This window comes from Pedobacter sp. AK013 (assembly GCF_014205835.1).
Classification (GTDB): domain Bacteria; phylum Bacteroidota; class Bacteroidia; order Sphingobacteriales; family Sphingobacteriaceae; genus Pedobacter.
Genome location: NZ_JACHCQ010000014.1, coordinates 112761 through 137106, shown reverse-complemented (window position 1 = coordinate 137106; position 24346 = coordinate 112761). Strand labels below are relative to the sequence as shown.

Sequence of the window (24346 nt, the reverse complement as noted above, 5' to 3'; positions counted from 1 at the left end):
CCTTTTTGCACAACAACTTCTGCTTTTTTCAAGCAACAACTCTGGGGGTCAATTTGAAATTGGCGAAAGGGGGTCAAATTTATTGGTATATGCACCCTAATTTATTAAAGAGGGAAATTGTGATGTATTTCGATAGGAATGTGTATGGTGTAAATGAGGTTGAGGCTTTTAACTTCCCTTCAGATCACTTTATTCTAAAAACAATGACATTTTCTGAAAAATCGTTGGTGAGTTTACTTTCATTACCTGATTTTTTTGGATATATATTCAGGAAATCGAAAAAATCCCAGAATAAGGTACAGTCGGGAGATAATAGCCTGGAGACATCGAAGCTGGTCATCAACAGCTATAAAGGAATATTAGAAATCAAGCATGCAGGCTTATTTCATTTTATAGATGTTGATAAAAACATTTTGGATCAGGCTCTGCAGGTGGTGAATCATGGAACTGATGATTTAAAATAATGAATTTTCTGGTGACAGATGCCATGAGAAGTAATAGCAGCAATGTTTTTAATATTGTATTATACGTAGGAAATGGATTAAATGATTCTAATGTATAACTTGTTAGTCCCACTGAAACTTTTGTGCTGAAACTTTTTTCATGGTCTTAGTTCGTGCCTTTTTTAGGTCCGAATGGTAAATTATGATAGACTTAAGGATAAAAGGTAAAAAATAAAACGGAATTTAATCAGGTCTAGATTTTTGTAATTTTCCAAACCTGATTTGCATAATATCCTGACATCTGTCGGTAGAATATTTTTTCAGTTCCCTAAAGCTGTCCTATAAATGATTTGTGGATTTATATAAATAAGGAGTTAATTTTCAATGGGAGGGGTGCAAGCGATATTGATTTTCTTTCGTTTATATTTGAGGTCTTTGTAATTTTTGCTTTAATGTATCCATATCAGTACCCACTCTTGTGTCAAGCAGTTTCGCGTAGTGTTGTGTTGTTTTAATATTTGAATGGCCAAGCATTTTGGATACCGTTTCGATCGGAACATTATTGGATAGTGTAATAGTTGTAGCAAAAGTATGGCGAGCCTTATGAAATGTAAGTTCCTTTGTGATCTCGCATAAATCAGCAATTTCTTTCAAATAACTGTTCATTTTTTGATTACTTAATACTGGAAGAGCTAAACCTTTTGCTGCGCTTGGTGGATAATCGGAATATTTATTTATAATATTGAGAGCGTCGGGAAGGAGCGGGATGTTTGAATTGATGTCGGTTTTTTCACGGCTAGTCAATACCCATAATTTTCCGTCAACACCTGTAGCAATATCAGAAGTACGAAGTTGTTTAACATCGATATAGGAAAGGCCAGTATAACAGCAAAAAACAAAAATATCACGCACATGTTGCAGTCTTTCAATTTTGAAGTCCTTTCTTTCAATTCTTTCCAGTTCAGATTTAGTCAGAAATTCCTTTTCTTTGGCTTTAACCTTTGTCTTATAAAGGAGGAAGGGATTCTCCGTAAGCCAGCGGTGTGCAAGACAAAGATTAATAATCTTTCTAAAGTTTTTGATGTATTTGGCTGTTGTGACTGCCGAGCAAGCTGCTACAGACCGAAGATAAAATTCGAGTCCTACTACAAATGCGTGATCAACAAGCCTTATATCAATATCCGATGTTTTATATTCTTTCTCCAAATATTGACTAATATGGGTAGATGTTGTTTTATAACCTTTTAAAGTATTTTGTTTGAATCCATTGCCCAATAGTGCTTCCATTTTTTGATTGTGATCCGAGAACTGTTCTATTAACATTCTGCGTTCGATATCCTTTCCCAGGAATTTTTGCTTGATGACTTCTGATGAAATATCTGCACCGGTTTTCATTAACTCCAAATGGATATTCATTACTTTATGCTGTAGCGCATCAAGATAAGAGTTTAGCGTTTTAAATTCTTCTTTGGTTCCTGACGCTCTGTTAGCTTTTGAATTCCATCGAGAAGGGTCACAGTTTCGGTTAGTGGAAACCTCTTTGGGAATTCCGTTAACAGTGATACGCATGTAGATTGGCTTAGGTCCTGTAAGGTAGCCTTTAGGTTTCTTCAAGTAGAAGAGTAGAGAATAATTGGTACTCATGATTTGACTCATTAGGTTAAACAAAGTTAGCCCTACAGTAAAATGAAGTCAAGATGTCCATATTTTGGACCTTATTGCGAAGGATTTTTCCTATCTCCAGTGAGTAATTATTTTCCAAAAAGTAACTCACCGAATGACTCACTTTTTTTTTGATAATAATTGAATATTTTGCTATCCTCGTAAACTAAAAAAACCTGCATATCGTATGATTTGCAGGTTTTTACAAGCTTTCGCTCATTAATAAGTAGCCCGTAGGGGAATCGAACCCCTGTTTCCAGAATGAAAATCTGGCGTCCTCACCCCTAGACGAACGGGCCATTTTCAGTATTTTAATTTCCAGTTATCAATTTGCAATTAAAATTGCCAATTGATAACTACCAACTGAATTGGTAGCGGGGACACGACTCGAACGTGCGACCTTCGGGTTATGAGCCCGACGAGCTACCAACTGCTCCACCCCGCACGCTATACAACTCGTTTTTTCTTTGAATTAAATCCTTAACGCTGTTTCCGAATTGGAATGCAAAGATATAATTCGTTTCTTTGTACTGCAAATTTTTTTTAAAAAATATTTTAATGGCGCATAAAGCAGGTTTTGTTAGTATAATAGGTAAACCAAATGTAGGTAAATCTACCCTCATGAATGTGCTTGTAGGCGAGCGACTTAGCATTATCACTCCTAAGGCACAAACCACAAGGCACCGCATTTTAGGGATCGTAAATGAAGAAGAATATCAAATCGTTTTCTCTGATACGCCGGGTATAATTAAGCCAAAATACAGTTTACAAGAGAGTATGATGAGCTTTGTGAACGGATCTTTAACCGATGCCGACGTACTTTTATTCGTAACCGATATTAATGAAGGGCACGATGAGGATGATGTTCTGGAGAAAATCCTTGACCGTAATATTCCAACAATTGTACTCATCAATAAAATTGATAAAGCATTGCAAGAGCAGGTTGATGAGAAGATTGCCTACTGGCAGGAGAAGTTAAATCCTGTTGCTATTTATGCAATTTCGGCTTTACATAAACACAATGTCGACGGGTTATTAGATCGTGTGCTCGAAATGTTGCCGGAACATCCACCGTATTATGATAAGGAAGATCTGACGGATCGTTCAGAGCGTTTTTTTGTTTCGGAGATTATCCGCGAAAAAATCTTCCTTAATTATCAGAAAGAAATTCCTTACAGTACTGAGGTAATTGTGAAGAGTTTTAAAGAAGAGGAAATGAAAAATGGCAAAGGTGCCATGATCAGAATTACCGCAGAAATTGTGGTCGAACGCGATTCGCAAAAGAACATTTTGATTGGTACGGGCGGAAGCATGTTGAAAAAGGTAGGCACTGAAGCGCGTTTAGAGATCGAGAAATTTTTAGATAGCAAGGTTTTTCTGGAAATGTTTGTGAAGGTAATTCCCGACTGGAGAAGTAAAAAGAATTATTTAAAAAGCTTCGGTTACGATAATTAATTTCGATTTTTAGGGTATGAAGAAAAATTTAACGTTTCTCTTGCTGTTGATCGGTACAACGGTTTTTGCCCAGGAATCAAACAATGGTAAAAAATTGTGGGCAAAATCTATCCTGAACGAAAAAGCGCCAGACCTGATTGTTGAAAAATGGATTTCAAAACAGCCTGATACCAAAGGGAAGTTTGTGCTGATCGATTTTTGGGCAACTTGGTGCGGACCATGCAGGGCATATATCCCTACATTAAACGATATTCAAAAGAAATATGCCGATAAAATTGTAATTATTGGTGTTTCTGACGAAGCAGCTGAAAAAGTAGAAGCTTTTAATAATCCTAAAATCAACTATTTTGAAGCCATAGATACTAAGGGGACAGTGAAAGACTCGCTTCAGGTTAAAGGTATTCCGCATGCTATCCTTATCGATCCGAAAGGAATTGTAAGGTGGGAGGGCTTTCCCTTATTGCAAGGAAATCAATTAACCGAAGAAGTAATAAAAGGACTTTTAGAAAAGTATAAAAATTAATATTAATAGAGGTTACGAAAAATAACCGTACCTTTGCAGCCCGAAATAAATCGGTTAGTAGTTGATAGTCAATGGCTGATAGCCAAATAGTTTGAGCAGCTTGCCTAAACACCACGACCATTAACTATAAGCCATTAACTATCAAAAGAACACCCATGAGTAACATTATAGCCATCGTAGGCAGGCCAAACGTAGGCAAGAGCACCCTTTTTAATAGACTAACAGAAAGCCGTAAAGCCATTGTAGATGATATGAGCGGCGTAACCCGCGATAGGCACTATGGTGTGGGCGAGTGGATAGATAAACAATTTACCGTAATCGATACCGGTGGTTATGTAGCCAACTCAGAAGATGTTTACGAAGCTGCCATCCGCGAGCAGGTAATGATTGCCATCGAAGAGGCTAGTGTATTGATCTTTATGGTAGATGTAACAACAGGTATTACTGATTTAGATGATGATATTGCTCAGGTATTGCGCAGAAGTAATAAACCCGTTTTTGTTTGTGCAAATAAAGTAGATAATACTGCTTTATATAACGAAATTCACACTTTTTACGGTTTCGGTTTAGGCGAGGTATATCCACTGTCATCAATGACCGGTTCTGGAACAGGGGAATTGTTGGATGAGGTTGTTAAGAATTTTGAAGATATTCAAGAAGAAGAAAACCAATTGCCTAAGATTACCATTGCTGGTCGTCCGAATGTGGGTAAATCTTCTTTGGTTAATGCATTAATTGGTAAAGAGCGTAATATTGTTACCGCAAATGCAGGTACCACCCGCGATTCGATCAAAATCCATTATAACCAATTCGGGCATGAGTTTATGCTGATCGATACTGCCGGATTACGTAAAAAAACAAAGGTTAAAGAAAATCTGGAGTTTTATTCAGTAATGCGTACCATTAAAGCCTTAGAAGAAGCTGATGTTGTGGTATTAATGATTGATGCCGTAGAAGGAATTGAAAGTCAGGATATCAATATTTTCCATCTGGCCGAAAAGAACAAAAAAGGTATCGTAATTCTGGTAAACAAATGGGATCTGATAGAAAAAAATACGCAAACGATGAAAGCTTTCGAAGAGCAGATTTATGAGCGTATCCGTCCGTTTACCGATGTACCGATCATTTTCACATCCGTATTAAACAAGCAACGTATCTTTAAGGCAATAGAAGCAGCTTTAGATGTTTATAAAAACCGTAGCAAGAAAATTCCTACATCTAAATTAAACGATGTAATGTTGCCACTGATTGAGAAATTCCCACCACCAGCATTAAAAGGGAAACACATTAAGATTAAATACATCACACAGATTAATGCTAGTTCGCCAATGTTTGCCTTTTTCTGCAACTTGCCACAGTACATTAAAGATCCGTATAAGCGTTTCATCGAAAATAAATTGAGAGAAAATTTCGATTTTTCTGGTGCGCCGATCCAGATTTATTTCAGGCAGAAATAAGTTTTGAGGTAGAGGGTTTAAAGGCGAAAGGTTTAAGTCAGGATACCCAACAATATTATAAAAAAAACAAGGTTGTTTCTTAAAGAAGCAGCCTGTTTTTGCTTTTGCTCAATCGTTTTCGACTGGAGCGCAGCGAGATCGAAAAACCTTTAAACTATGCTTATTGGACAGTTCAAAGATTTCTCCACTACGGTCGAAATGACGATCCTTTGTTCGTCGAGATTTGTAATCTCGTCGCACTATTCTGTGGATTTGCAATCCACAAAGATCTAAACTCCAAAGACGGGATCGTAAATCCCGACTAATTGGATAAAAATTTTACCCTTACCTTTGTTTCATGCAATTACAGGTTCTAAATAGCGAAGCAGCTGCTATCGATGTCATTTTCAGATTTTATGATATGGCTGTTGCGCATCAAAAGAAGGTGTTCAACAAACATTGGCAAGGCTTTAGCGGAGAATTGGTGCAAACCGAAATTGATGAAAACCGCCAATATAAAATCTTAGTCGATGGTGTAGTGGCCTGTGTATTTGCCGTTACCTTTAACGATCTGTTAATTTGGGGAGATCGGGATCATGATGCGATTTATATCCACAGAATTGTAACCCATCCCGAATTTAGAGGCTATTCTTTTGTGAAGGAAATTATCAAATGGGCTAAAGATTACGCAGCAAAGAACGAGATTAAATTTATCAGAATGGACACCTGGGCGGACAATAAAAAACTGCTCGAATATTATACCGGTTGCGGTTTTGATTATGTTGGTGTTGTAACCATGGAAAAAACAGATGGATTGCCAAAACACTATGAAGGGATTAGTTTAAGCCTGTTCGAAATTGTACTGTAAGGGAATTATTATAATGCGATCGTCTTGCTGAAATTGTTTCTACACCTCTTAGTTGTAAAACAACATAAGTATATCTACTTTGTCTCCCTCAACAATTTCTGTGTATGATCCAAAGATTCCCTGTTTCCCCAGGCATCGTGTCCGGTTATCACAAATTTGGTATCAGGATACTTCTGCTTTAACTTTTCGATGCTTTTCGGCCATGCGGCTAAATCGGCTTCTCCAATATAACCCAAATTATCCGCTTGGGTGCTTTTAATCAGGCAGCCGCCGAATAAAACTTTGTCCTTTGGGAACCAAACCACCAGGTTATCCTTCGTGTGCCCTTTGCCGGCGTAGTAGGTATTTATTTTATACTGTCCTACTGTAAAAGTAGTATCGTTAGTAAAAGTGTAGGCTGCACGTGGCTCTTTGTTGGTTTTCAATATCTCATCGGTTAATTTATTGGTATAAGTTTTTATACCCTTGCTTTTAAAAAATGCTAAACCACCTGCGCGGTCACCATGCGAGTGTGTGGCAATGGCCAGCACAACTTTTTGGTGGTGTTTGGCTTGTATAGAATCCAGAAATGGCTGGAATTGTGTAGCATCCCAAGGCGCATCGATTACGACAACGCCTTTATTAGTAACCAGGTACACGGCATTTGCATCCGTTACGGCGCCTTTATAGGTGTTGTAGGTGGTATAAACATAAAGATCGCCTGTTAAATGTTTGATTTTTAATTTGGGGTTTTGCGCTAAAGAAGCAAGGGTGGATAAACAAAGTAAAAAGGAAAAAAGATAACGCATAGGATAAGTTTTATTAATCAATTCAAAAAAAAGGAATTGTCTTCAATGCAAACGAACGCAATTGACTTAAATTATTTCAATTCAATTTTCCAGCTTAACATATCATCAACTTCTCCAATATGGATAAAGTTGTTTTTTTCTAAAATAGAATAAGAAGCTACATTATCTTTTGTGGTGGCGGCAAAAACCGATTTCACTTTAGGCTGTTCCCTTGCCCATTCTATTAACCGGCCAACGGCTTCGATCATAAAGCCCTTCCCTCTAAATTCTTTATAAGTGCCATAACCTATTTCTATTTCGCCATTGGGGTCAGGCTCACCAACAAAACAGATATCACCTACCATTCTATGGTCGGGTTTGGAAATGATAGTCCATAAAGTATGGTATAGATAATCTTTATCCTTATCGAAAACGTTAGGTAAAATCGTTTGTTCCAGCGCGTCATGAAGGGAAGGCGAAATATTTTTCTTTGTTGGCAAAAGGCCAAACTCTTGTTCAAGCGAATGATCATCTTTTATGTATTTTAAAAGCTGATCGTGTGTTAATGGTTTTAAAATGAGGCGTTCAGTCTCTATCATGTTTGAATTTGTTAGACAGACTAATATAAAACTTTGGGTTTTGAATAACCAAAATTTTAGAATAAGCTTTTGTTAAAAATCGAAGTTTTGGATTTTTTCAAATACTGAGTTTAATTAATAAACCTTTATTACCTGGCCTGTTAAAATGCCCAGCACGCTTTTCTCGTAAGCTTTAACAACTTTCTCCATGGTAACAGGGATTTCTCCGGGAAAAGAATCGAAATATGCTGGCGAATCTTCAACCACATTGGGACTGATGGCGTTTATACGAACACCATTTTCGAGCTCAGGGGCAGCTGCCAAAACAAATGCATTTAAACCGCCATTTATAGTACTCAATGCCGCACCTGCTGCAACCGGATGTTCAGCCAATATGCCTGAAGTTAGGGTAAACGAACCACCTTTATTAATATAGTGCTGCCCAATAAGCACCAGGTTAACCTGACCCAATAATTTGCCCAGCAAGCCTCCTTTAAATACTTCACCCGTCATCTGGCTTACTGGCGCAAAAGGGCCTTTTCCACTGGTACTAATCAGAGCATCGAAAGCACCAATCTGTTCAAACATGGCCTTAATCGATGTTTCATTGGTAATATCAACCTGAACATCACCTTTTGTATTTCCTACGCGGATTATCTCGTGTTTTTGTGCAAAAGCTGCTGCAACTTTTTTGCCCAGTGTGCCTGTTGCGCCTACAATTATAATTTTCATCTATAGCTGTTTAATGTGTACACTAAGTTAGTATAGTTATTAAACATCGGGATTATTGAAATGTTTGTCTAACGTCAATCCCGTAGCACCATTTCGGCTTTAAGGTCGGCAATTAAGAGGTCGATGTGCGATTGCATTACGTTTGGCATGCAGATGATATGCGAATTTCCCTGTTCTGCTGCCAGTTGCCATTTTTTACAAATTGTTGCAGATGGAGTAGGAAAGTTTACGGTTATGGCATTCGCATTTCGCCATGCGGCAATACCTAGCGCTTTAAGTTTTTGTTCGGTATAGGCTGCGGTTGCTAAACTATGCATGGCCCTGTTTTTTAAACCTGCTATACCCAAACGCTTAATGGCATGCCATAAAAATAAGGGGCTATGGCCATTTCTAGATCCCGTAATTGTGGTGTCAACACTTCCAATGTAAGCCACCGAACGGGCAATCCGATCGCGGTTCGATTTTTTAGCAACTACTACCCCGCAAGGCATGGGCGAACCAAAAAACTTGTGACCGCTAATGGCGATGCTATCTGCACCATCTTCAAAATCAAATGCTGGTCTTGGTTCTATTAATGCACTGTATGTGCCTGAAAGTGCCGCATCAGCGTGGATATAATAGTGTTGAATAGCCAGTTTTTTTAAGATGGCTTTAATTTTGGCCACATCATCACGCGCTTCGGTCATGGTGGTGCCGATATTGGCCATAATAATAACGGGCATATGGCGGTTCATGCGAATGGTATGTTCCAGGTCTTCGTAATCGATTTCTCCATTTTCCTGGGTACGGATAACGATGTTTGACATATTAAGTAAATGCAGATTCTTTTGCACACTATAATGTGTGGCTTCAGAGTAATAAACCATTCCCTTTGGATGTAACTCGCGCGCAAGGTATAGGCCATAGAGATTACCCTCTGAACCGCCATTGGTTACATAACCCCACCAGTTATCTGCAGGTGCACGGAAAAGCTCTGCAAAAAACTGGACTACTTCTTTTTCGAGTTCACGCGAGCCTACACCATAAGTTGAAGTAACAAAAGGATCGCCCAGGTTGTTCATTGGGTATTTTAAAAAATCTGAAAGCGCCTGATAATCGAAGTCTTTTGAAACGGGATAACCTAAAAATAGATCAGTCTGTTTCTTAACGTTTACTAATAAATCATTTAATACCTGTTGATCTTTTTCCTGTAATTTGCTCAGTTTCATAAAAGAGATGATTTGCAGGCAAAGTTAATAATAACAAAATATAGTATTATTTGTTATTAAATATTAAGAATATTATTTTGTTATATTTGGTTTTGTTGATATTTAAATTCTTTGTGGGGGATAGATTTATCATCCACAAAATATTAAATATGGCTATTGAAGGTTAAGAAGTGCTTGCCTTACCGCATTGTCGGTTTGGTTTGCGGCCTTATAATAGCCTACATCGCCCAAATAATATCGACAAAGCAAGGCTTTAAGGTCATTTAAGATCACGTTTTTCGAATTGTATAATTGAAAACGATCTATCGCTATGTTTTTACGTTGAAGAAACCCGATAAAATCTTTGAAATCGTTATCGTTTATGGTGAAGATATTGATATTCTGTTCTACAAAACTGGCACTGTACTTATTGGTAAGGACATTAAAAACGTAATCAGAAAGTATTTTCTTGCTTACTAAATTGCTATAAAATTTATTGTAACCATTCGTGTCTAATCTCACAAATATATCTGGCTGGATACCGCCAATAGGTTTAGCTTTTCTGTTCTGCTGAATATTTACACCTTCAGTTTTCTCAATAGAATCTTGAAAAGAAGTACGATCTCCCGTAAGCTCTCCATCCATCATTCGTTCATCTAATTCATGTTTGTAAGCGTCGTAACCTTTTTTGTAAGATTTTTGGATACTCCGACCAGATGGCGTATAATATCTTGCGATGGTTAAGTTCAATGCAGAGCCGTCTCCAAAAGCAAATTGCTCTTGTACCAAGCCTTTCCCAAAGGAGCGGCGGCCAACAATAATCCCACGCCCCAAATCCTGGATGGCTCCAGCTACAATTTCGCTGGCCGAGGCCGTATTTTCATTAATTAAGACAGCCAGTTTACCATTTTGAAAGGCGCCTGTTCCCGTAGAAAAATAATCAGTACGCGGCTCATGTTTACCCTGCGTATACACAATAAGTTTGTTCTCGCCCAAAAACTGATCAGCCAGTCCTGTAGCTGCAGTAAAATAACCGCCTCCGTTATCGCGCAGATCAAGAATCAGTTTTTTCATGCCCTTTGCCTTCAGGTTATTGGCTGCAGCAGAGAAATCGTTATCCGTATTAGCGCCAAATTTACTGATCCTTACGTAACCCGTTTCGTTGTTAATCATATAGGCGGCATCAATACTACTGATGTTTACTTTACCGCGGGTAACCATAATACGGTTAGTTTGCGGGGCTCCGGGGTGTAAAAGGACTACACTTACGCCGGTTCCAGATTTACCTTTAAAACGACCGGTAAGTTGGTCTTTGGGTAAGTTTCGGCCACTTACTACCGCAGTATCGATACTCAGGATCTTATCGCCCAATTTAATTCCTGCCTGATAAGCTGGTCCATCCTTAACCACACTGGTAACCATCATGGTATCGTTAAGCATATAATATTCTATGCCTACGCCTTCAAAGTTCCCTTCCAGGTTATCGGTCATATCTTGCGCATCAGTTGGTGGCAAGTAAACACTATGCGGATCGAGTTGGTGTAAAACACTATCAATAGGTAAGTTTTGAAGTGAATCGGTATTGATGTCATCAACATAATTGCCGTTGATGATGTGTAAGATTTCGTTTAATTTTTCGTCGCTATTGTTGGCTAACTGAGGACTTTTTTTAACGCCAAAACCTTGATCTTTAATGAATTTTATACCCAAAAACATACCCGCTATTAAAATCACAGAATAGCTTACGGCAATTAGTATATTGTTTCGGGTATTTTTTTTCATCAGCGTTAGTGCAAATTTATGAAAATTAGCGAGTTGATATGTTTTTTAACTGCATTTTCATGTCTTTTGTTTATAATATTTAACATTAATTAACGCAAGGAAGGCTTAGCTCGAAATTTATGACAGATATTTTTAGATTTTTAGCGCAGTTTTTAGAAAGAATTTACCGAATTTTATCAAAATTAAATTTATGAATAGAGTTACCGAGCAAGAATCTAACTATGACCACATTGATAAAATGTCGGTATTAGAAGTTTTGCAGGGCATTAATAACGAAGATAAAACTGTAGCATTTGCAGTTGAAAAATGTTTGCCTCAGATCGAAAAATTAACGTCGGCAGTGGCTGGGCGAATGAAAAAAGGTGGCCGTCTCTTTTATATAGGTGCAGGTACAAGTGGTCGTTTAGGTGTAGTAGATGCTTCAGAATGTCCGCCTACTTACGGTGTTCCTTTTGATTGGGTTGTAGGAATTATTGCGGGCGGAGATACGGCCATTAGAAGAGCAGTAGAATTTGCTGAAGATGATGCCGAACAAGCCTGGAAAGATCTTCAGGAATTTGAGATTAATGAAAAAGATTGTTTGGTTGGCCTGGCAGCATCGGGTACCACTCCGTATGTAATTGGTGGTTTAAACACGGCGCGTAAACATGGTATATTAACAGGGTGCATTGTTTGTAATACCGGTGGACCTATTGCTGCCGAATCGGATTTCCCGGTTGAAGTGGTAGTTGGGCCTGAATTTATTACCGGTTCTACCCGGATGAAATCGGGTACGGCGCAAAAGATGGTGTTAAACATGTTAAGCACTACTGTAATGGTTCAGTTGGGCCGTGTAGTTGGCAATAAAATGGTCGATATGCAGTTAACCAATCATAAACTGGTAGACCGTGGTACACAAATGGTTGCCGATGAACTGAATATAGGCTATGAAGAAGCCGCAGAATTATTAACCCGTTATGGAAGTGTGCGTAAAGCAGTTGAAGCAGGACACTAAGAAATTATAGAAGGATAGAGTGATTGAATAAAAGAAAGAATGATGCGACGTAGAAATGACCTTAATGTTCACTCATTCAAAATTCACTCATTCAATAATTAAAGTATATGCACGAAATTGAGCCTTATTATCAGTGGAGAGATGATTATATTTCGGCAGAAGATGAGCGTTCGCCATTTTACAATACCGAATACTCAGAACTTTACTTCGATAAGCAGATTTATAACTTTTTATTGCACCCACAGTGGGACGAGTTTGGCTCAAGTACGCTGTATATGAAGGTGTTGTATGTTGATTATGATCGCAGTTATGCCATTATAGAGTTTATTGGAGAGTGGAACGATGCCATTAATAATGATATTATGCTCCTAAAGCGTGATATTTTGGAGCTGATGATGGATGAAGGCATTAATAAATTTATCCTGATCGGTGAAAATGTATTGAACTTCCATGCCTCTGATGACAGTTATTACGAAGAGTGGTTTCAGGAAGTAGAAGATGGCTGGATTGTTGGGGTAAATTTTCAGGAACACGTAATCACCGAATTTCGTGATAATAACATCGATTATTACATTAACTTTGGCGGCGCACTTGATAATTTACCTTGGCGCACACTAAAACCACTACAGTTCTTTAAAAAAGTTGAAGAACAGCTGACAAAAAGATTAAACTAAATATTTATTTTTATATAGTTAAATACACAAATTTAAAATGGAACAACAAAATTATCAATATCAAGACAACAGTGTTTTTGTACAGGAAAAATCTGCATCCAAACGTTTCTTTGGAAATGTTTTCTTATGGATGTTTGTGGCATTAACTGTTTCTACAGTTGCAGCTTACTTTATCGCCAGCACACCGGAAGTATTGAATTATCTTTTATCTTATAATCCGCAAACTGGTAAGGGTGGCTTTACTGTTTTAGGTTACATCGCGATATTTGCACCACTAGGGTTAGTATTCCTTATGGGCGCTGGTATGCAACGGGTGTCTTATCAGGCGTTAGTAGGTGTGTTTTTGCTTTATTCTGTATTAACTGGAGTAATGCTCAGTTTCATCTTGTTAACTTACTCTTTACCATCAGTTGTAATTAGTTTTGCAGCGGCAGCCGTTATATTTGCAGTAATGGCAATAATGGGATATACTACAGATACAGATTTGAGTAAGTTTGGCCCAATATTATTTGCCGGTGTAATCGGTTTAGTGATCATTAGCGTTATCAATATGTTTTTGGGAAGCTCAACACTAGGTTATATTATGGGATTTATTGGAGTGGCGATTTTTACTGCATTAACGGCATATAAAGTTCAGGAGCTTAAAAGAATAGGTGAAGGTTTGGATGAAAATGGAAACACTTTAGGCGTAAATGAAAGCAAAAAATTAGCCATCATGGGTGCGCTTTCACTTTACATTACTTTTATCAACTTGTTTTTATCATTATTACGTATTTTCGGTAACAGAAGATAAAAACCAAAAACAGAACAATATTCTTAAGGCTGCGCAGTTTTGCGTGGCCTTTGTAATTTTATTTGGTAGTAAGGCGATAATTTTTGGAATTGATGTTGCTTTGTTGCATTTTTGTATGCTTATTAAGAAAGACGGAGGGATTAGACCCAACGAAGTCTTAGCAACCTGTAACCTACAAGGTGCTAAATTCTATTCTGCAAATAGCGGAAACAGATAAGTTTAGGATTACGATTCACGTACCAACTTTTAAGATAAGCCATATTAAGTATTAGGTATTAAGTATCAAGTATGAAGACAATTATGTCTGTACTTTGCTTTTATCTAAAGTTAGTTCGATCTATCATTAATCTTGGTACTTGATACTAGCAGCTTGTTACTAATAACAACAGATGAGCATAAGAGAAGAATTAGAGAAACGTATTCTGGTGATTGATGGCGCAATGGGTACCATGATTCAACGATATACCTTAACCGAAGAAGATTTTAGAGGGGACCGCTTTAAAAACCATCCCTGCGATGTAAAAGGCAATAACGATTTGCTCAACATCACACGTCCGGATATTATTAAAACAATACACCTGGAGTACCTGGCGGCTGGTGCCGATATTATCGAAACCAATACGTTCAGCACTCAGCGCATTTCCATGGCCGATTACCAGATGGAAGACCTTTCCTACGAAATGAGTTTTGAAGGTGCACGTGTGGCAAAAGAAGCTGTAAACGAATTTATGGCTGCAAATCCAGATCGTAAATGCTTTGTGGCAGGTGCTATTGGCCCAACCAACCGTACCCTTTCCATGTCGCCGAATGTAAACGATCCTGGTTTTAGGGCAGTTTATTTTGATGAGCTGGAAGCTGCTTATTACGAGCAGGTACGCGGTTTGGTAGATGGTGGTTCTGATGTATTATTAATCGAAACCATTTTTGATACTTTAAATGCTAAAGTGGCTATTGTGGCCATTAAAAAATACGAAGAGGTAATTGGCCGTAAACTAGAGATCATGATTTCTGGTACCATTACAGATGCCTCTGGGAGAACGCTTTCGGGTCAAACGGCCGAAGCTTTCTTAAACTCTGTAATGCATGCTAAGCCATTAAGTATTGGTTTTAACTGTGCTTTGGGTGCCAAAGAAATGCGCCCACATATTGAAGAGCTTGCTGCAAAAGCAGGCTGTTACGTTTCGGCCTATCCAAACGCAGGTTTACCAAACGAGTTTGGTGCCTACGATGAACAGCCGCATGAAACAGCACATTTGGTTGATGATTTTATTGCATCTGGTTTTGTGAACATTGTTGGCGGCTGTTGTGGTACTACACCAGAACATATTGGCTGTATTGCAAAAAACGCAAGAAAAGTTGAGCCTAGGAAACTCCCTGTCCTCGAACCTTATATGCGTTTAAGCGGGTTGGAGCCTGTAACCATTACGCCAGAAAGCATTTTTGTAAATATCGGCGAAAGAACAAATATTACGGGATCTCCTAAGTTCTCCAAATTGATTTTGAGCGGCGATTATGAAGCTGCATTAGCCGTTGCCCTGCAACAGGTTGAAGGTGGTGCGCAGATAATTGATGTGAACATGGATGAAGGGATGTTGGATTCGGAAGCAGCGATGACCAAATTCTTAAACCTTATTGCCTCAGAACCTGATATTGCGAAACTGCCAATCATGGTCGATTCATCCAAATGGTCAGTTATTGAAAATGGCTTAAAATGTTTGCAGGGAAAAGGGATTGTGAACTCTATTTCTCTAAAGGAAGGTGAAGATAAATTTCGTGACAGTGCCCGTAAAATTATGCAGTATGGTGCTGCCGTAGTGGTAATGGCTTTTGATGAGCAAGGGCAAGCCGATAATTACGAACGTAGAAAAGAAATTTGTAAAAGAAGTTATGATATCCTGGTAAACGAAATCGGTTTCCCGGCAGAGGATATTATTTTCGATCCGAACATTTTGACCGTTGCAACCGGATTAGAAGAGCATAACAATTATGCTGTCGATTTTATTAATGCCACCCGCTGGATCAAAGAAAACCTGCCTCATGCTAAAGTGAGTGGAGGGGTTTCTAACATCTCGTTCTCTTTTAGGGGAAATAATGTAGTGCGAGAGGCCATGCACTCGGCATTTCTTTACCATGCCATTCAAGCTGGTTTAGATATGGGAATTGTAAATGCAGGGATGTTAGAAGTTTATCAGGAAATCCCGCCCGAATTGTTAGAAAGGGTAGAGGATGTACTCTTAAACCGAAGAGAAGATGCTACAGAGCGTTTGGTGGAATATGCTGATACCGTAAAATCAAAAGGTAAAGAGGTAGTTAAAGATGAAGAGTGGAGAAAAGGTTCTGTTGAAGAAAGGTTATCCCATTCTTTAGTAAAGGGAATCGTAGAATACCTGGATGATGATGTGGAAGAAGCCAGGCAAAAATATACCCGCCCGATTCAGGTAATCGAAGGACCGTTGATGGATGGGATGAACATTGTGGGTGATTTATTCGGTGCCGGAAAAATGTTCTTGCCCCAGGTGGTAAAATCGGCAAGGGTAATGAAAAAAGCTGTAGCTTATTTATTGCCATTTATAGAACAGGAGAAGCTTGATAATCCCGATCAGGACCAGAATTCATCAGCAGGAAGAGTATTGATGGCCACTGTAAACGGCGATGTGCATGATATTGGTAAAAATATTGTGGGTGTGGTATTGGCTTGTAATAACTTCGAAATTGTTGATATGGGCGTGATGGTTCCTGCACAGGAAATTATCAAAAAAGCTAGAGAAATAAATGCCGATATTATTGGTTTAAGTGGTTTAATTACACCATCACTTGATGAAATGGTTCACTTTGCAAAAGAAATGGAACGTGAAGGGTTTACCATTCCATTAATTATAGGTGGAGCTACTACCTCTAGGATTCACGCTGCTGTAAAAGTAGCGCCAAATTATTCAGGGCCTGCTATCCATGTATTGGATGCTTCCAGAAGTGTTACAGTTTGTAGCACTTTAATGAATCCTGATACCAGAGACGAATATATTGCAAGCATCAGGGCCGAATATGATAAAGCCCGCGAAGCGCATTTAAATAAGCGGTCAGATAAACGTTTTAAAACCTTAGAAGAAGCGCGCGAAAATAAATTTAAAATTGATTTTCAACCGAACCTCCCAGTTCCAGAATTTACTGGCACAAGGGTTTTTGATAACTACCCATTAGAAGAACTGGTTCCATATATCGATTGGACGCCGTTTTTCCATACCTGGGAGCTCCGCGGAAGTTACCCGAAAATTTTCGACGATAAAAATGTAGGCGACGAAGCGAAGAAACTTTTTGATGATGCACAGACTTTATTAAAACGTATCCTCGACGAAAAACTGTTAACAGCAAGAGCAGTAATCGGTTTCTGGCCGGCAAATGCGGTAGGAGACGATATTCAGCTAACTGTTGACAGTAATCAGTTAGTAAATAACGCCGAACTGAAAACTGAAAACTCCAAACTGGTAACTATCCACACCCTCCGTCAGCAAGCCGAAAAAGTAGATGGGCAGCCTTATTATGCTTTATCTGATTTTATTGCACCGAAAGAAAGTGGTATTCAAGATTATTTTGGTGGTTTTGCCGTAACAGCAGGTATCGGGATTGATGAACTGGTGAATGAGTTCGAATCCAATTACGATGATTACAACAGCATCATGGCCAAAGCATTGGCCGATCGTTTGGCTGAAGCTTTTGCCGAGCGCATGCACGAACGTGTGCGTAAAGAGTATTGGGGGTATGCACAGGATGAAAACTTAAGCAATCAGGAACTGATTAAGGAAGAATACGCAGGAATCCGTCCGGCACCAGGTTATCCTGCCTGCCCTGAGCACACCGAAAAAGGAACTTTATTCCAATTGCTTGATGCAGAGAATAAAATAGGATTACGCTTGACCGAAAGTTATGCGATGTATCCAACTGCAGCGGTAAGTGGGTTTTATTTCGCACATCCCGATTCGAGGTATTTTGGATTGGGAAAAATTACCAAAGATCAGATTGAAGATTACGCTATTAGAAAAAATATGCCGATTGAAGAAGTGGAGCGGTGGTTAAGTCCGAATTTAGCTTATTAACCCTTCACTTTGTCATCCTGAGGGCAACGAAGGATCTTTAAGCGAAGTATGAATATGATTTGCAGTTAAAAAATAGAAACTGCCATTATGTATGAGATGCTTCATTAGCATTCAGCATGACAATTAAACCAGGTATGAAGATTACAGACCATATAAAAAACGCAAAGGGTAAAACCTTGTTCTCTTTTGAATTATTGCCGCCCATTAAAGGGCAAAGTATACAATGGATTTATGATGCAATAGAACCATTGTTGGAGTTTAACCCTCCTTTTATTGATGTAACTTCGCTCCGCGAGGATTACATTTATAAAGAACAGGCCAATGGTTTGCTACAAAAGGTATCTTATCGCAAGCGTCCTGGTACCATTGCCATTTGTGCAGCTATTATCCATAAATATAAGGTTGATGCCGTTCCGCATCTTATTTGCGGTGGATTTACCAAAGAAGAAACCGAAAATGCATTGATCGATTTACAATTTTTAGGTATCGATAATGTTTTGGCTTTGCGCGGCGATGCCCGTAAGGCAGATGGAAATTTCGTGCCAACTCCTGGCGGACACAGTTATGCCACAGATTTGATAGAGCACATCAAGAACCATAACGAAGGTAAATTTCTCCACGAAGATGTAGAGACTTTTAAAAGCGATTTCTGTATCGGCGTGGCTGGCTATCCTGAAAAACATTTCGAAGCGCCTAACATGAGTACCGATTTTAAATACCTGAAAAAGAAGGTTGAAGCAGGTGCCGAGTTTATTGTTACACAGATGTTTTTCGATAATCAAAAGTATTTCGATTTTGTAAAGAAATGCAGGGAAAACGATATCAATATTCCAATTATACCAGGTTTGAAGCCTATAAGTACCTTATCTCAGTTAAATGTATTACCTAAAATTTTTCACATCGATTTGCCTGATGAGTTAACGGATGCGCTATCGCATGCCAAAAACAATAATGAGGCAAAAGAAATTGGTACCGAAGCCATGATCAAACAATGTAAAGAACTGATTGATTTTGGTGCGCCGGTATTACATTTCTATACGATGGGCCGCCCTGAACAAACTAAAAAAATTGCGAAAGCTATATTTTAATAAAAAGACCTCACAGGTTTTTAAAACCTATGAGGTCTAGAACTACCTAAAATTGCTTCTGGCAAATCCCTGTAGCTTTTGTAAACTGGCGAACCTCAGTTACTGATATTGATTTAGCTATAACAGCTATGCTCGAAATTCTTACAGAACTTTAACCTTAAAATTATTGTTTTAATGCCCTAGCATTTATATTTGTATCAATGAAATTAGATGGCCTTAAATATGTACTTATTGCCTGCATTGCAATAGCTTTTTTCTTAAAGCTAAGCCATGCGGTTTCGTATTTAAGGTGTTCTACTGATGGTGTTGAAGTTTTGTCTACAAATGATGACGCAACAGAGAAAGAAGAAAAGAAAGTAGAAACCGAATATGCGGTGCAGCAGATCGCTTTTCATGGAGCATTATATCTTCCATTTCAAACCTCAAATAAGGTACTCATTCCTGAGCATTCTTTCCAGCCCGCTTACTTTCCAGAAGTTTTAACCCCGCCACCTTCCGTATAAGCATATTCTATTATGTTTAAACTCCGTTTTACAAAAAACGGAACCAATTCTCTATTTTAAAAATTACAAATAATATATATGAAACGAGCAATTTCATTTGCAGTGCTGTTAATCGCTGCCTCTTTAAAAATAAGTGCACAAGAAGTTGTGCAGAACAATGTTAAACCAGTAGAAAATGCCTTAAATCAAGTTATTAAGTTACAGCCCGTAAGTTTTAATTATGATAAAGCTTGGGCTGAAAAACTGAAGTTACCTGCAAAAGTACAGTATGGTTTTGTGGGAGCTGATGCTAAAGACACTTTTCCTGAAATTGTTTCTGTACAGGCAAAAAGTTATGTATCAGGTAAAAACGCATTTAAAAATGCTACTATTACCAGGGTAGATTACGAAAGTTTAGTCCCGCTTTTGGTTGCCAGTATAAAGGAACAGCAGCAACAGATTGAAGCACTGCAGCGCGAGCTGAAAATGCTAAAATCGCAAAGCGCTAAGTAATAGAAAAGAGTCGTCATCTCGACTGAAGCGCAGTCCCGAACCTTCGAGGGAGAGCTATCTCATTAGATTTCTCGGCTTTGCTGCACTCCGCTCGAAATGACGATCAATTATTAAAGTTGGTCCGGATTTGTAATCCGGACCGATTGTAACCCAGATTTGTAATCTGGTTTATGAATTTTAATCATAAATAAACAACTTCCAACCGGCCCAACCCACCAGCATAGTTTACCGCCGAACTGTAGTTATAATGTTCAGCTTCCGAAACAATTCCCGACTCGACGGGATTATTATGAATGTAATCTAATTTTTGATCTTTAAATTCATTTGAATATAAAGCAATTGGGTGGAAACCATCTTGCCAAAATTTATATTCTTTATTTTTGATATTGATTCGTGCAGCAAATGAAAACTTATCTAAGAGCCATTCTCTACTTTCATTAATTTCTCCAATTGTTTTTATAATCTTTTTAGAGGTAAATTTTTTAAAATCCCTGATAGTGTCCGAAAGTTTGTAATTTTCTTCAGCTCTAACAATCATATGTAAGTGGCTTGGCATTAAACACCATGCATAAATAATTAATCCCTTTTCAGATTGACAGTATTTCAGACTTTCAATAATAACATCCGCAAGTTCTTTACGCGTAAAGGCATCAATCCATCCAACTACGGTTGTAGTAATGAAATAAATATCATTTTGATCGCTTGCGGAGTATTTGAATGCCATAATCTTGAGTTTTTAACAAATAATAAGGATTAAAAATCCTTAGTTCAAAAGTCGGGATTACAAATCCCGACTAACTTCCGGTGCTGGTCCGGATTTGCAATCCGGATTGATTGCACTACAGATTAGTAATCTGGTTTAGATTTATTCCTAGAAAAATTTTTAACCCCAACGGGATTAAAAATCCTGAACGTAATATCCTGACCTTTATATTTTTATAAATAAAATGATCCTACCTTACGCTTTAATTTTTATTTTTATGTAATTAACCAATATAAATCTACATTAAAAACAATTCTTATGAAAAAGCTTATTCAATTATTCCTGTTTTGTACAGTGCTGGCTGTGTTACCCTTGCAAAATACCAAGGCCGAAATTAATGCCAGAAAATTTTTTAGCATTGGTTTAAATTTAAGTAATGGAACTGGTGATAACGGATCTATTTACCTGTACGGACCTACTCCTGTTAGTGCTTACTTTGGCCCAAGTGGAGGTTCGTATGGCCCGTTGACCGCCGGTACCTATACTGTTATTATTTATACTGCAGCCCCGGGTTCGCGTACTTTTAGATTTAATGGACAAGCTATTACCACCAGCTCAGGAAGCGCGACATTTAACAATGTTAGCATTACTTCTACAGCTTTCGCTTCTGTTAATTAAATAGATATTTTCATTTGGTCCGGATTTATAGTCCGGACCTTTGAGTATTTGACTTTTTTGGTTAAGGATTACAAACCACTACTAAGATTCTAATTGTCCTTAAGCAAATACTTTTTAAACCCGTCAAAATCTACACCTAACTGATCTGCATGTTTAGGTTTACTTTCTAAAGTTTTTACCTGCTCAGGGATTTCGATTTTAGCCGCAATATCTGCAGGGAAAATATCTGGGAACTTACAGGCATGTGCAGTAGATAAGAAAACGGCAGCACTTTCGTCTGTAGGATTTTCGTTTCTATATTTTTCGACTGCTAAATACGCAATAGCAGTATGCGGACACGCCACGTAGTTTAATTTGCTGTTAATTTCTTTGATGCCTGCTAATGTTTCATCATCAGTAAAGCGGTAAGAAGTAACCACTTTTTTTATGGCTTCTACATCCTGATTAAACAGATCCATAATGCGTACCCAGTTGCTTGGTGCTCCAACATCCATCGCATTCGAGTAGGTTTGTGTTGATGGTTTGGTTTCGTACACACCAGTTTCTAAAAAGCGTGGTACAGTATCATTAACATTGGTAGCTGCAATAAACTGTTTAACAGGTAATCCTAGTTTGTATGCCAATAAACCAGCACCAATATTCCCGAAATTTCCACTTGGTACTGAAAATATCACATTATTAAAACCTTGTTTTTTTAGTTGGGCATAGGTATTGAAATAGTAAAATGTTTGCGGAATCAATCGAGAGATATTAATAGAATTCGCAGAAGTTAATCTGAATTTTGCATTCAGCTCCTCATCAGCGAAAGCCTGTTTTACCAAGGCCTGGCAATCATCGAAAGTGCCTTTAACCTCAATGGCTCTAATATTTTCCCCATTGGTGGTTAACTGCAATTCCTGAATCGGACTTACTTTTCCTTCTGGATAAAGAATCGTTACCCTGGTATTTGGTACGCCTAAGAATCCCAAAGCTACTGCGCCGCCAGTATCACCGGAAGTTGCAACCAGGACATCTAAGAGCTGCTCGCCATCTTTTAAAAAATAAGCCATTACGCGGCTCATAAAACGGGCGCCAAAATCTTTAAAGGCTAAAGACGGGCCGTGGAAAAGTTCTAAAACAAAGGTTTTGTCGTCTAATTTAACAGCTGGTGCTTCAAAATTAATGGCATCATTAATTAAGGCCTTTAAATCTTCAGCCGGAATCTCATCTTTTAATAGCGTTGAAGCTACTTTGTAAGCAATTTCAGGTAAAGAATACTGCTCAATATTTTGGATGAATGCCGGATCAAGCTGTGGAATTTCAACCGGCATATATAAGCCTTTATCTTGCGGCATGCTGTTAAAAACGGCTTCTTTGAAAGAAACACGTAAATCTTTATTATTGGTTGAGTATAGTTTCATTTTTATTGAGGTTGGGGGGAAGGTTGAAGGTTGTAAGGTTTTGGATGCTTAGCCCTCCACCTTTAAACCCTCTACCTTCCAGCCTTAAGAAATTACTCTCGGCCCTTCGGCATTAACCGGAGAAACAAAAGCTTTGCTGTTAATATTTATTTTATGTAAATGTTGTTGTTGCGATTTGGTAATTTTTCTGGCCGTTTCTTCATCTTTAGTTAGTGCGAAGACCGATGGCCCGGAACCTGAAATTCCGAAACCAATGGCGCCGTTTTCCATCGCTAGTTTTCTCATTTCTTCAAAACCAGGTATCAAGATCGAACGTGTTGGTTCTACCAGAACATCTTTCATACTCCTTCCAATCAGGTCGAAATCATTCATGAATAGTCCACTCACTAAACCTGCAACATTTCCCCACTGTGTAACCGCATCTTTTAATGCCACCTTACTGCGGATCATTTGGCGGGCATCTTTAGTAGGTACATCTACTTCTGGGTAAACAATAGCAGCATACATGCCGGCTGGTGTGGGTAAAGAGATTACATCCAGTGGTTCATAACTTCTTACCAGTACAAAACCACCCAACAAAGCAGGTGCAACATTATCGGCATGGCCGTAACCACAGGCAAGTTCTTCACCTTTCATGGCAAAAGGAACCAGCTCCTTCGCGGTTAATAAATCGCCCATTAATTTGTTAATGGCAAATAAACCGGCAACTGTACTGGCTGAGCTTGAGCCCAGTCCGCTGCCAATAGGCATTTTCTTATGCAGTTCAATCTCTACACCTACGTCTAAACGGTTTATATGCTTTAAATAATGCTGAACACTGGCACTTACAGTATTTTTTGCTGCATCTAAGGGCAAACGGCCGTCGTCGCCTGTAATTCTTTTGATTACCACACCAGGCGAATCGGTAAATCGCATTTCAACTTCATCGCCAGGTTCGTTTACAGCGAAACCCAGTACATCGAAACCACAAACTACGTTTGCAACGGTTGCCGGAGCGAAAACTTTTATACTATTTTTCATTATTAATTGGCTTAGCTATTTGTAAGCTTTATTTGGTTTAAATGATATTTCAAATGCACTAGATAATCGTCTATAAAAAAAGAAAGCGTGTGCATTTCTATTTTCCCTTTTCCTGAGTCACAGTTATTTTGAAGTTTTTCTTCTGGAATATTTTCAATTACACGGCTAATCTGATAGTTTAATAACTTCCAGATCGTTTTAACCTCTGCAATATCTGCTGACTGGTAATTTTGATAGTTTACCCATTCATCCTGTTGATAAATAATTTTAACCCCTTGTTCGTATTGTCCAACAACCAGACGGCGAATGTTGTTGACTGCACTATCTACTAAATGACCTAACAGTTCTTTTTTAGACCATTTTAAAGGCTGTGGTTTATTATTCCATGCTTCTTCCGTAATATTTTCAAAATCAATCATCGCCTGATTAACCAGGTTAAGGATCTCATTCTTTTTATCTAAAACCGAATTCATGTTA

23 protein-coding genes, 2 tRNA genes and 1 riboswitch are annotated in these 24346 nt (G+C 38.4%); of the genes, 13 read left to right on the top strand and 12 right to left on the bottom strand.

All coding sequences use genetic code 11. The features are described 5' to 3' along the window. Positions 1–89 precede the first annotated feature (89 nt). Positions 90–464 (top strand): hypothetical protein, encoded by a 375-nt coding sequence (locus tag HDC90_RS11670; RefSeq protein WP_184466521.1) that lies wholly within the window; start codon positions 90–92, stop codon positions 462–464. A gap of 399 nt (positions 465–863) precedes the next feature. Here the strand turns inward: HDC90_RS11670 and HDC90_RS11665 are convergent, their stop codons facing one another. From HDC90_RS11665 to HDC90_RS11655, 3 genes are all read right to left on the bottom strand, one after another. Continuing rightward, complete coding sequence (locus tag HDC90_RS11665) at positions 864–2087, bottom strand: site-specific integrase (protein ID WP_184466519.1); 1224 nt, start codon at positions 2085–2087, stop codon at positions 864–866. A gap of 245 nt (positions 2088–2332) precedes the next feature. Continuing rightward, positions 2333–2404 (bottom strand) — tRNA-Glu (locus tag HDC90_RS11660). A gap of 70 nt (positions 2405–2474) precedes the next feature. After that, positions 2475–2550, bottom strand: a tRNA-Met gene (locus tag HDC90_RS11655). A 113-nt stretch (positions 2551–2663) separates the two neighbouring features. Here HDC90_RS11655 and era point away from each other — a divergent pair. The 4 genes from era to HDC90_RS11635 all read left to right on the top strand — a co-directional run bounded on the left by era (position 2664) and on the right by HDC90_RS11635 (position 6387). Then, complete coding sequence (gene era / locus HDC90_RS11650; protein WP_184466516.1) at positions 2664–3560, top strand: GTPase Era; 897 nt, start codon at positions 2664–2666, stop codon at positions 3558–3560. A gap of 16 nt (positions 3561–3576) precedes the next feature. Further along, on the top strand, positions 3577–4083 hold the full coding sequence (locus HDC90_RS11645; protein WP_184466515.1) for a TlpA disulfide reductase family protein: 507 nt from the start codon (positions 3577–3579) through the stop codon (positions 4081–4083). 155 nt (positions 4084–4238) lie between these two features. Continuing rightward, positions 4239–5540 (top strand): ribosome biogenesis GTPase Der, encoded by a 1302-nt coding sequence (der, locus tag HDC90_RS11640; protein ID WP_184466513.1) that lies wholly within the window; start codon positions 4239–4241, stop codon positions 5538–5540. 337 nt (positions 5541–5877) lie between these two features. Continuing rightward, positions 5878–6387 (top strand): N-acetyltransferase, encoded by a 510-nt coding sequence (locus HDC90_RS11635; protein WP_184466510.1) that lies wholly within the window; start codon positions 5878–5880, stop codon positions 6385–6387. A gap of 74 nt (positions 6388–6461) precedes the next feature. Here HDC90_RS11635 and blaB1PEDO read toward each other — a convergent pair whose 3' ends face one another. From blaB1PEDO to HDC90_RS11610, 5 genes are all read right to left on the bottom strand, one after another. Beyond that, a complete protein-coding gene (gene blaB1PEDO / locus HDC90_RS11630) occupies positions 6462–7175 on the bottom strand; it encodes a PEDO-3 family subclass B1 metallo-beta-lactamase (RefSeq protein WP_184466508.1) in 714 nt (237 codons plus the stop codon). A gap of 71 nt (positions 7176–7246) precedes the next feature. Next, positions 7247–7753, bottom strand: coding sequence for a GNAT family N-acetyltransferase (locus HDC90_RS11625; protein WP_184466506.1), 507 nt, complete (start codon positions 7751–7753; stop codon positions 7247–7249). Positions 7754–7867: 114 nt separating this feature from the next. After that, complete coding sequence (locus HDC90_RS11620; RefSeq protein ID WP_184466504.1) at positions 7868–8464, bottom strand: short chain dehydrogenase; 597 nt, start codon at positions 8462–8464, stop codon at positions 7868–7870. A 74-nt stretch (positions 8465–8538) separates the two neighbouring features. Beyond that, positions 8539–9672: a histidine decarboxylase gene (locus HDC90_RS11615; protein ID WP_184466502.1), complete on the bottom strand. Its 1134-nt coding sequence runs from the start codon at positions 9670–9672 to the stop codon at positions 8539–8541. A gap of 153 nt (positions 9673–9825) precedes the next feature. Next, complete coding sequence (locus HDC90_RS11610; RefSeq protein WP_184466500.1) at positions 9826–11433, bottom strand: S41 family peptidase; 1608 nt, start codon at positions 11431–11433, stop codon at positions 9826–9828. Positions 11434–11623: 190 nt separating this feature from the next. Between HDC90_RS11610 and murQ the strand changes: the two genes are divergently transcribed. The 7 genes from murQ to HDC90_RS11575 all read left to right on the top strand — a co-directional run bounded on the left by murQ (position 11624) and on the right by HDC90_RS11575 (position 20068). Next, a complete protein-coding gene (murQ, locus tag HDC90_RS11605) occupies positions 11624–12427 on the top strand; it encodes an N-acetylmuramic acid 6-phosphate etherase (RefSeq protein WP_184466498.1) in 804 nt (267 codons plus the stop codon). Between the two features lie 107 nt (positions 12428–12534). Further along, entirely contained in the window at positions 12535–13101 is a 567-nt protein-coding gene (locus HDC90_RS11600) for a hypothetical protein (RefSeq protein ID WP_184466496.1), read from the top strand. Positions 13102–13138: 37 nt separating this feature from the next. After that, positions 13139–13894: a Bax inhibitor-1/YccA family protein gene (locus tag HDC90_RS11595; protein WP_184466494.1), complete on the top strand. Its 756-nt coding sequence runs from the start codon at positions 13139–13141 to the stop codon at positions 13892–13894. Positions 13895–14010: 116 nt separating this feature from the next. Next, a riboswitch (SAM riboswitch) is annotated at positions 14011–14114 on the top strand. A 169-nt stretch (positions 14115–14283) separates the two neighbouring features. Further along, positions 14284–17985 (top strand): methionine synthase, encoded by a 3702-nt coding sequence (metH, locus tag HDC90_RS11590; protein WP_184466491.1) that lies wholly within the window; start codon positions 14284–14286, stop codon positions 17983–17985. 134 nt (positions 17986–18119) lie between these two features. Next, complete coding sequence (gene metF, locus HDC90_RS11585) at positions 18120–19073, top strand: methylenetetrahydrofolate reductase [NAD(P)H] (RefSeq protein WP_184466489.1); 954 nt, start codon at positions 18120–18122, stop codon at positions 19071–19073. A 200-nt stretch (positions 19074–19273) separates the two neighbouring features. Continuing rightward, positions 19274–19576: a hypothetical protein gene (locus tag HDC90_RS11580; protein WP_184466487.1), complete on the top strand. Its 303-nt coding sequence runs from the start codon at positions 19274–19276 to the stop codon at positions 19574–19576. 78 nt (positions 19577–19654) lie between these two features. Continuing rightward, positions 19655–20068 carry a tail fiber domain-containing protein gene (locus HDC90_RS11575; protein ID WP_184466485.1) on the top strand — a complete coding sequence of 138 codons (414 nt, stop codon included), beginning with the start codon at positions 19655–19657 and terminating at the stop codon, positions 20066–20068. Between the two features lie 181 nt (positions 20069–20249). On the opposite strand, the gene HDC90_RS11570 is transcribed toward HDC90_RS11575, so the two are convergent. Continuing rightward, entirely contained in the window at positions 20250–20792 is a 543-nt protein-coding gene (locus tag HDC90_RS11570) for a transposase (RefSeq protein WP_184466483.1), read from the bottom strand. A gap of 297 nt (positions 20793–21089) precedes the next feature. On the opposite strand from HDC90_RS11570, the gene HDC90_RS11565 reads away from it, so the two are divergent. Continuing rightward, positions 21090–21449, top strand: a complete 360-nt coding sequence (locus HDC90_RS11565) for a hypothetical protein (protein ID WP_184466481.1) — start codon at positions 21090–21092, stop codon at positions 21447–21449. 89 nt (positions 21450–21538) lie between these two features. On the opposite strand, the gene thrC is transcribed toward HDC90_RS11565, so the two are convergent. The 3 genes from thrC to HDC90_RS11550 form a co-directional block, all read right to left on the bottom strand. Beyond that, on the bottom strand, positions 21539–22849 hold the full coding sequence (thrC, locus tag HDC90_RS11560; protein ID WP_184466479.1) for a threonine synthase: 1311 nt from the start codon (positions 22847–22849) through the stop codon (positions 21539–21541). An 84-nt stretch (positions 22850–22933) separates the two neighbouring features. After that, a complete protein-coding gene (locus HDC90_RS11555) occupies positions 22934–23869 on the bottom strand; it encodes a homoserine kinase (protein WP_184466477.1) in 936 nt (311 codons plus the stop codon). A gap of 11 nt (positions 23870–23880) precedes the next feature. Beyond that, positions 23881–24342 carry a DinB family protein gene (locus HDC90_RS11550; RefSeq protein ID WP_184466475.1) on the bottom strand — a complete coding sequence of 154 codons (462 nt, stop codon included), beginning with the start codon at positions 24340–24342 and terminating at the stop codon, positions 23881–23883. Positions 24343–24346: the final 4 nt, after the last annotated feature.

Excerpts from the sequence above, each read along its gene's own strand:
- HDC90_RS11615 (WP_184466502.1), bottom strand. The coding sequence starts at position 9,672 with ATGAAACTGAGCAAATTACAGGAAAAAGATCAACAGGTATTAAATGAT.
- era (WP_184466516.1), top strand. The coding sequence starts at position 2,664 with ATGGCGCATAAAGCAGGTTTTGTTAGTATAATAGGTAAACCAAATGTA.
- HDC90_RS11575 (WP_184466485.1), top strand. The coding sequence starts at position 19,655 with ATGAAACGAGCAATTTCATTTGCAGTGCTGTTAATCGCTGCCTCTTTA.
- thrC (WP_184466479.1), bottom strand. The coding sequence starts at position 22,849 with ATGAAACTATACTCAACCAATAATAAAGATTTACGTGTTTCTTTCAAA.
- HDC90_RS11635 (WP_184466510.1), top strand. The coding sequence starts at position 5,878 with ATGCAATTACAGGTTCTAAATAGCGAAGCAGCTGCTATCGATGTCATT.
- HDC90_RS11550 (WP_184466475.1), bottom strand. The coding sequence starts at position 24,342 with ATGAATTCGGTTTTAGATAAAAAGAATGAGATCCTTAACCTGGTTAAT.
- HDC90_RS11670 (WP_184466521.1), top strand. The coding sequence starts at position 90 with ATGCACCCTAATTTATTAAAGAGGGAAATTGTGATGTATTTCGATAGG.
- HDC90_RS11625 (WP_184466506.1), bottom strand. The coding sequence starts at position 7,753 with ATGATAGAGACTGAACGCCTCATTTTAAAACCATTAACACACGATCAG.
- HDC90_RS11565 (WP_184466481.1), top strand. The coding sequence starts at position 21,090 with ATGAAAAAGCTTATTCAATTATTCCTGTTTTGTACAGTGCTGGCTGTG.
- HDC90_RS11555 (WP_184466477.1), bottom strand. The coding sequence starts at position 23,869 with ATGAAAAATAGTATAAAAGTTTTCGCTCCGGCAACCGTTGCAAACGTA.
- murQ (WP_184466498.1), top strand. The coding sequence starts at position 11,624 with ATGAATAGAGTTACCGAGCAAGAATCTAACTATGACCACATTGATAAA.
- HDC90_RS11665 (WP_184466519.1), bottom strand. The coding sequence starts at position 2,087 with ATGAGTACCAATTATTCTCTACTCTTCTACTTGAAGAAACCTAAAGGC.
- blaB1PEDO (WP_184466508.1), bottom strand. The coding sequence starts at position 7,175 with ATGCGTTATCTTTTTTCCTTTTTACTTTGTTTATCCACCCTTGCTTCT.
- HDC90_RS11595 (WP_184466494.1), top strand. The coding sequence starts at position 13,139 with ATGGAACAACAAAATTATCAATATCAAGACAACAGTGTTTTTGTACAG.
- HDC90_RS11580 (WP_184466487.1), top strand. The coding sequence starts at position 19,274 with ATGAAATTAGATGGCCTTAAATATGTACTTATTGCCTGCATTGCAATA.
- HDC90_RS11570 (WP_184466483.1), bottom strand. The coding sequence starts at position 20,792 with ATGGCATTCAAATACTCCGCAAGCGATCAAAATGATATTTATTTCATT.
- HDC90_RS11600 (WP_184466496.1), top strand. The coding sequence starts at position 12,535 with ATGCACGAAATTGAGCCTTATTATCAGTGGAGAGATGATTATATTTCG.
- der (WP_184466513.1), top strand. The coding sequence starts at position 4,239 with ATGAGTAACATTATAGCCATCGTAGGCAGGCCAAACGTAGGCAAGAGC.
- HDC90_RS11620 (WP_184466504.1), bottom strand. The coding sequence starts at position 8,464 with ATGAAAATTATAATTGTAGGCGCAACAGGCACACTGGGCAAAAAAGTT.
- HDC90_RS11645 (WP_184466515.1), top strand. The coding sequence starts at position 3,577 with ATGAAGAAAAATTTAACGTTTCTCTTGCTGTTGATCGGTACAACGGTT.
- metF (WP_184466489.1), top strand. The coding sequence starts at position 18,120 with ATGAAGATTACAGACCATATAAAAAACGCAAAGGGTAAAACCTTGTTC.
- metH (WP_184466491.1), top strand. The coding sequence starts at position 14,284 with ATGAGCATAAGAGAAGAATTAGAGAAACGTATTCTGGTGATTGATGGC.
- HDC90_RS11610 (WP_184466500.1), bottom strand. The coding sequence starts at position 11,433 with ATGAAAAAAAATACCCGAAACAATATACTAATTGCCGTAAGCTATTCT.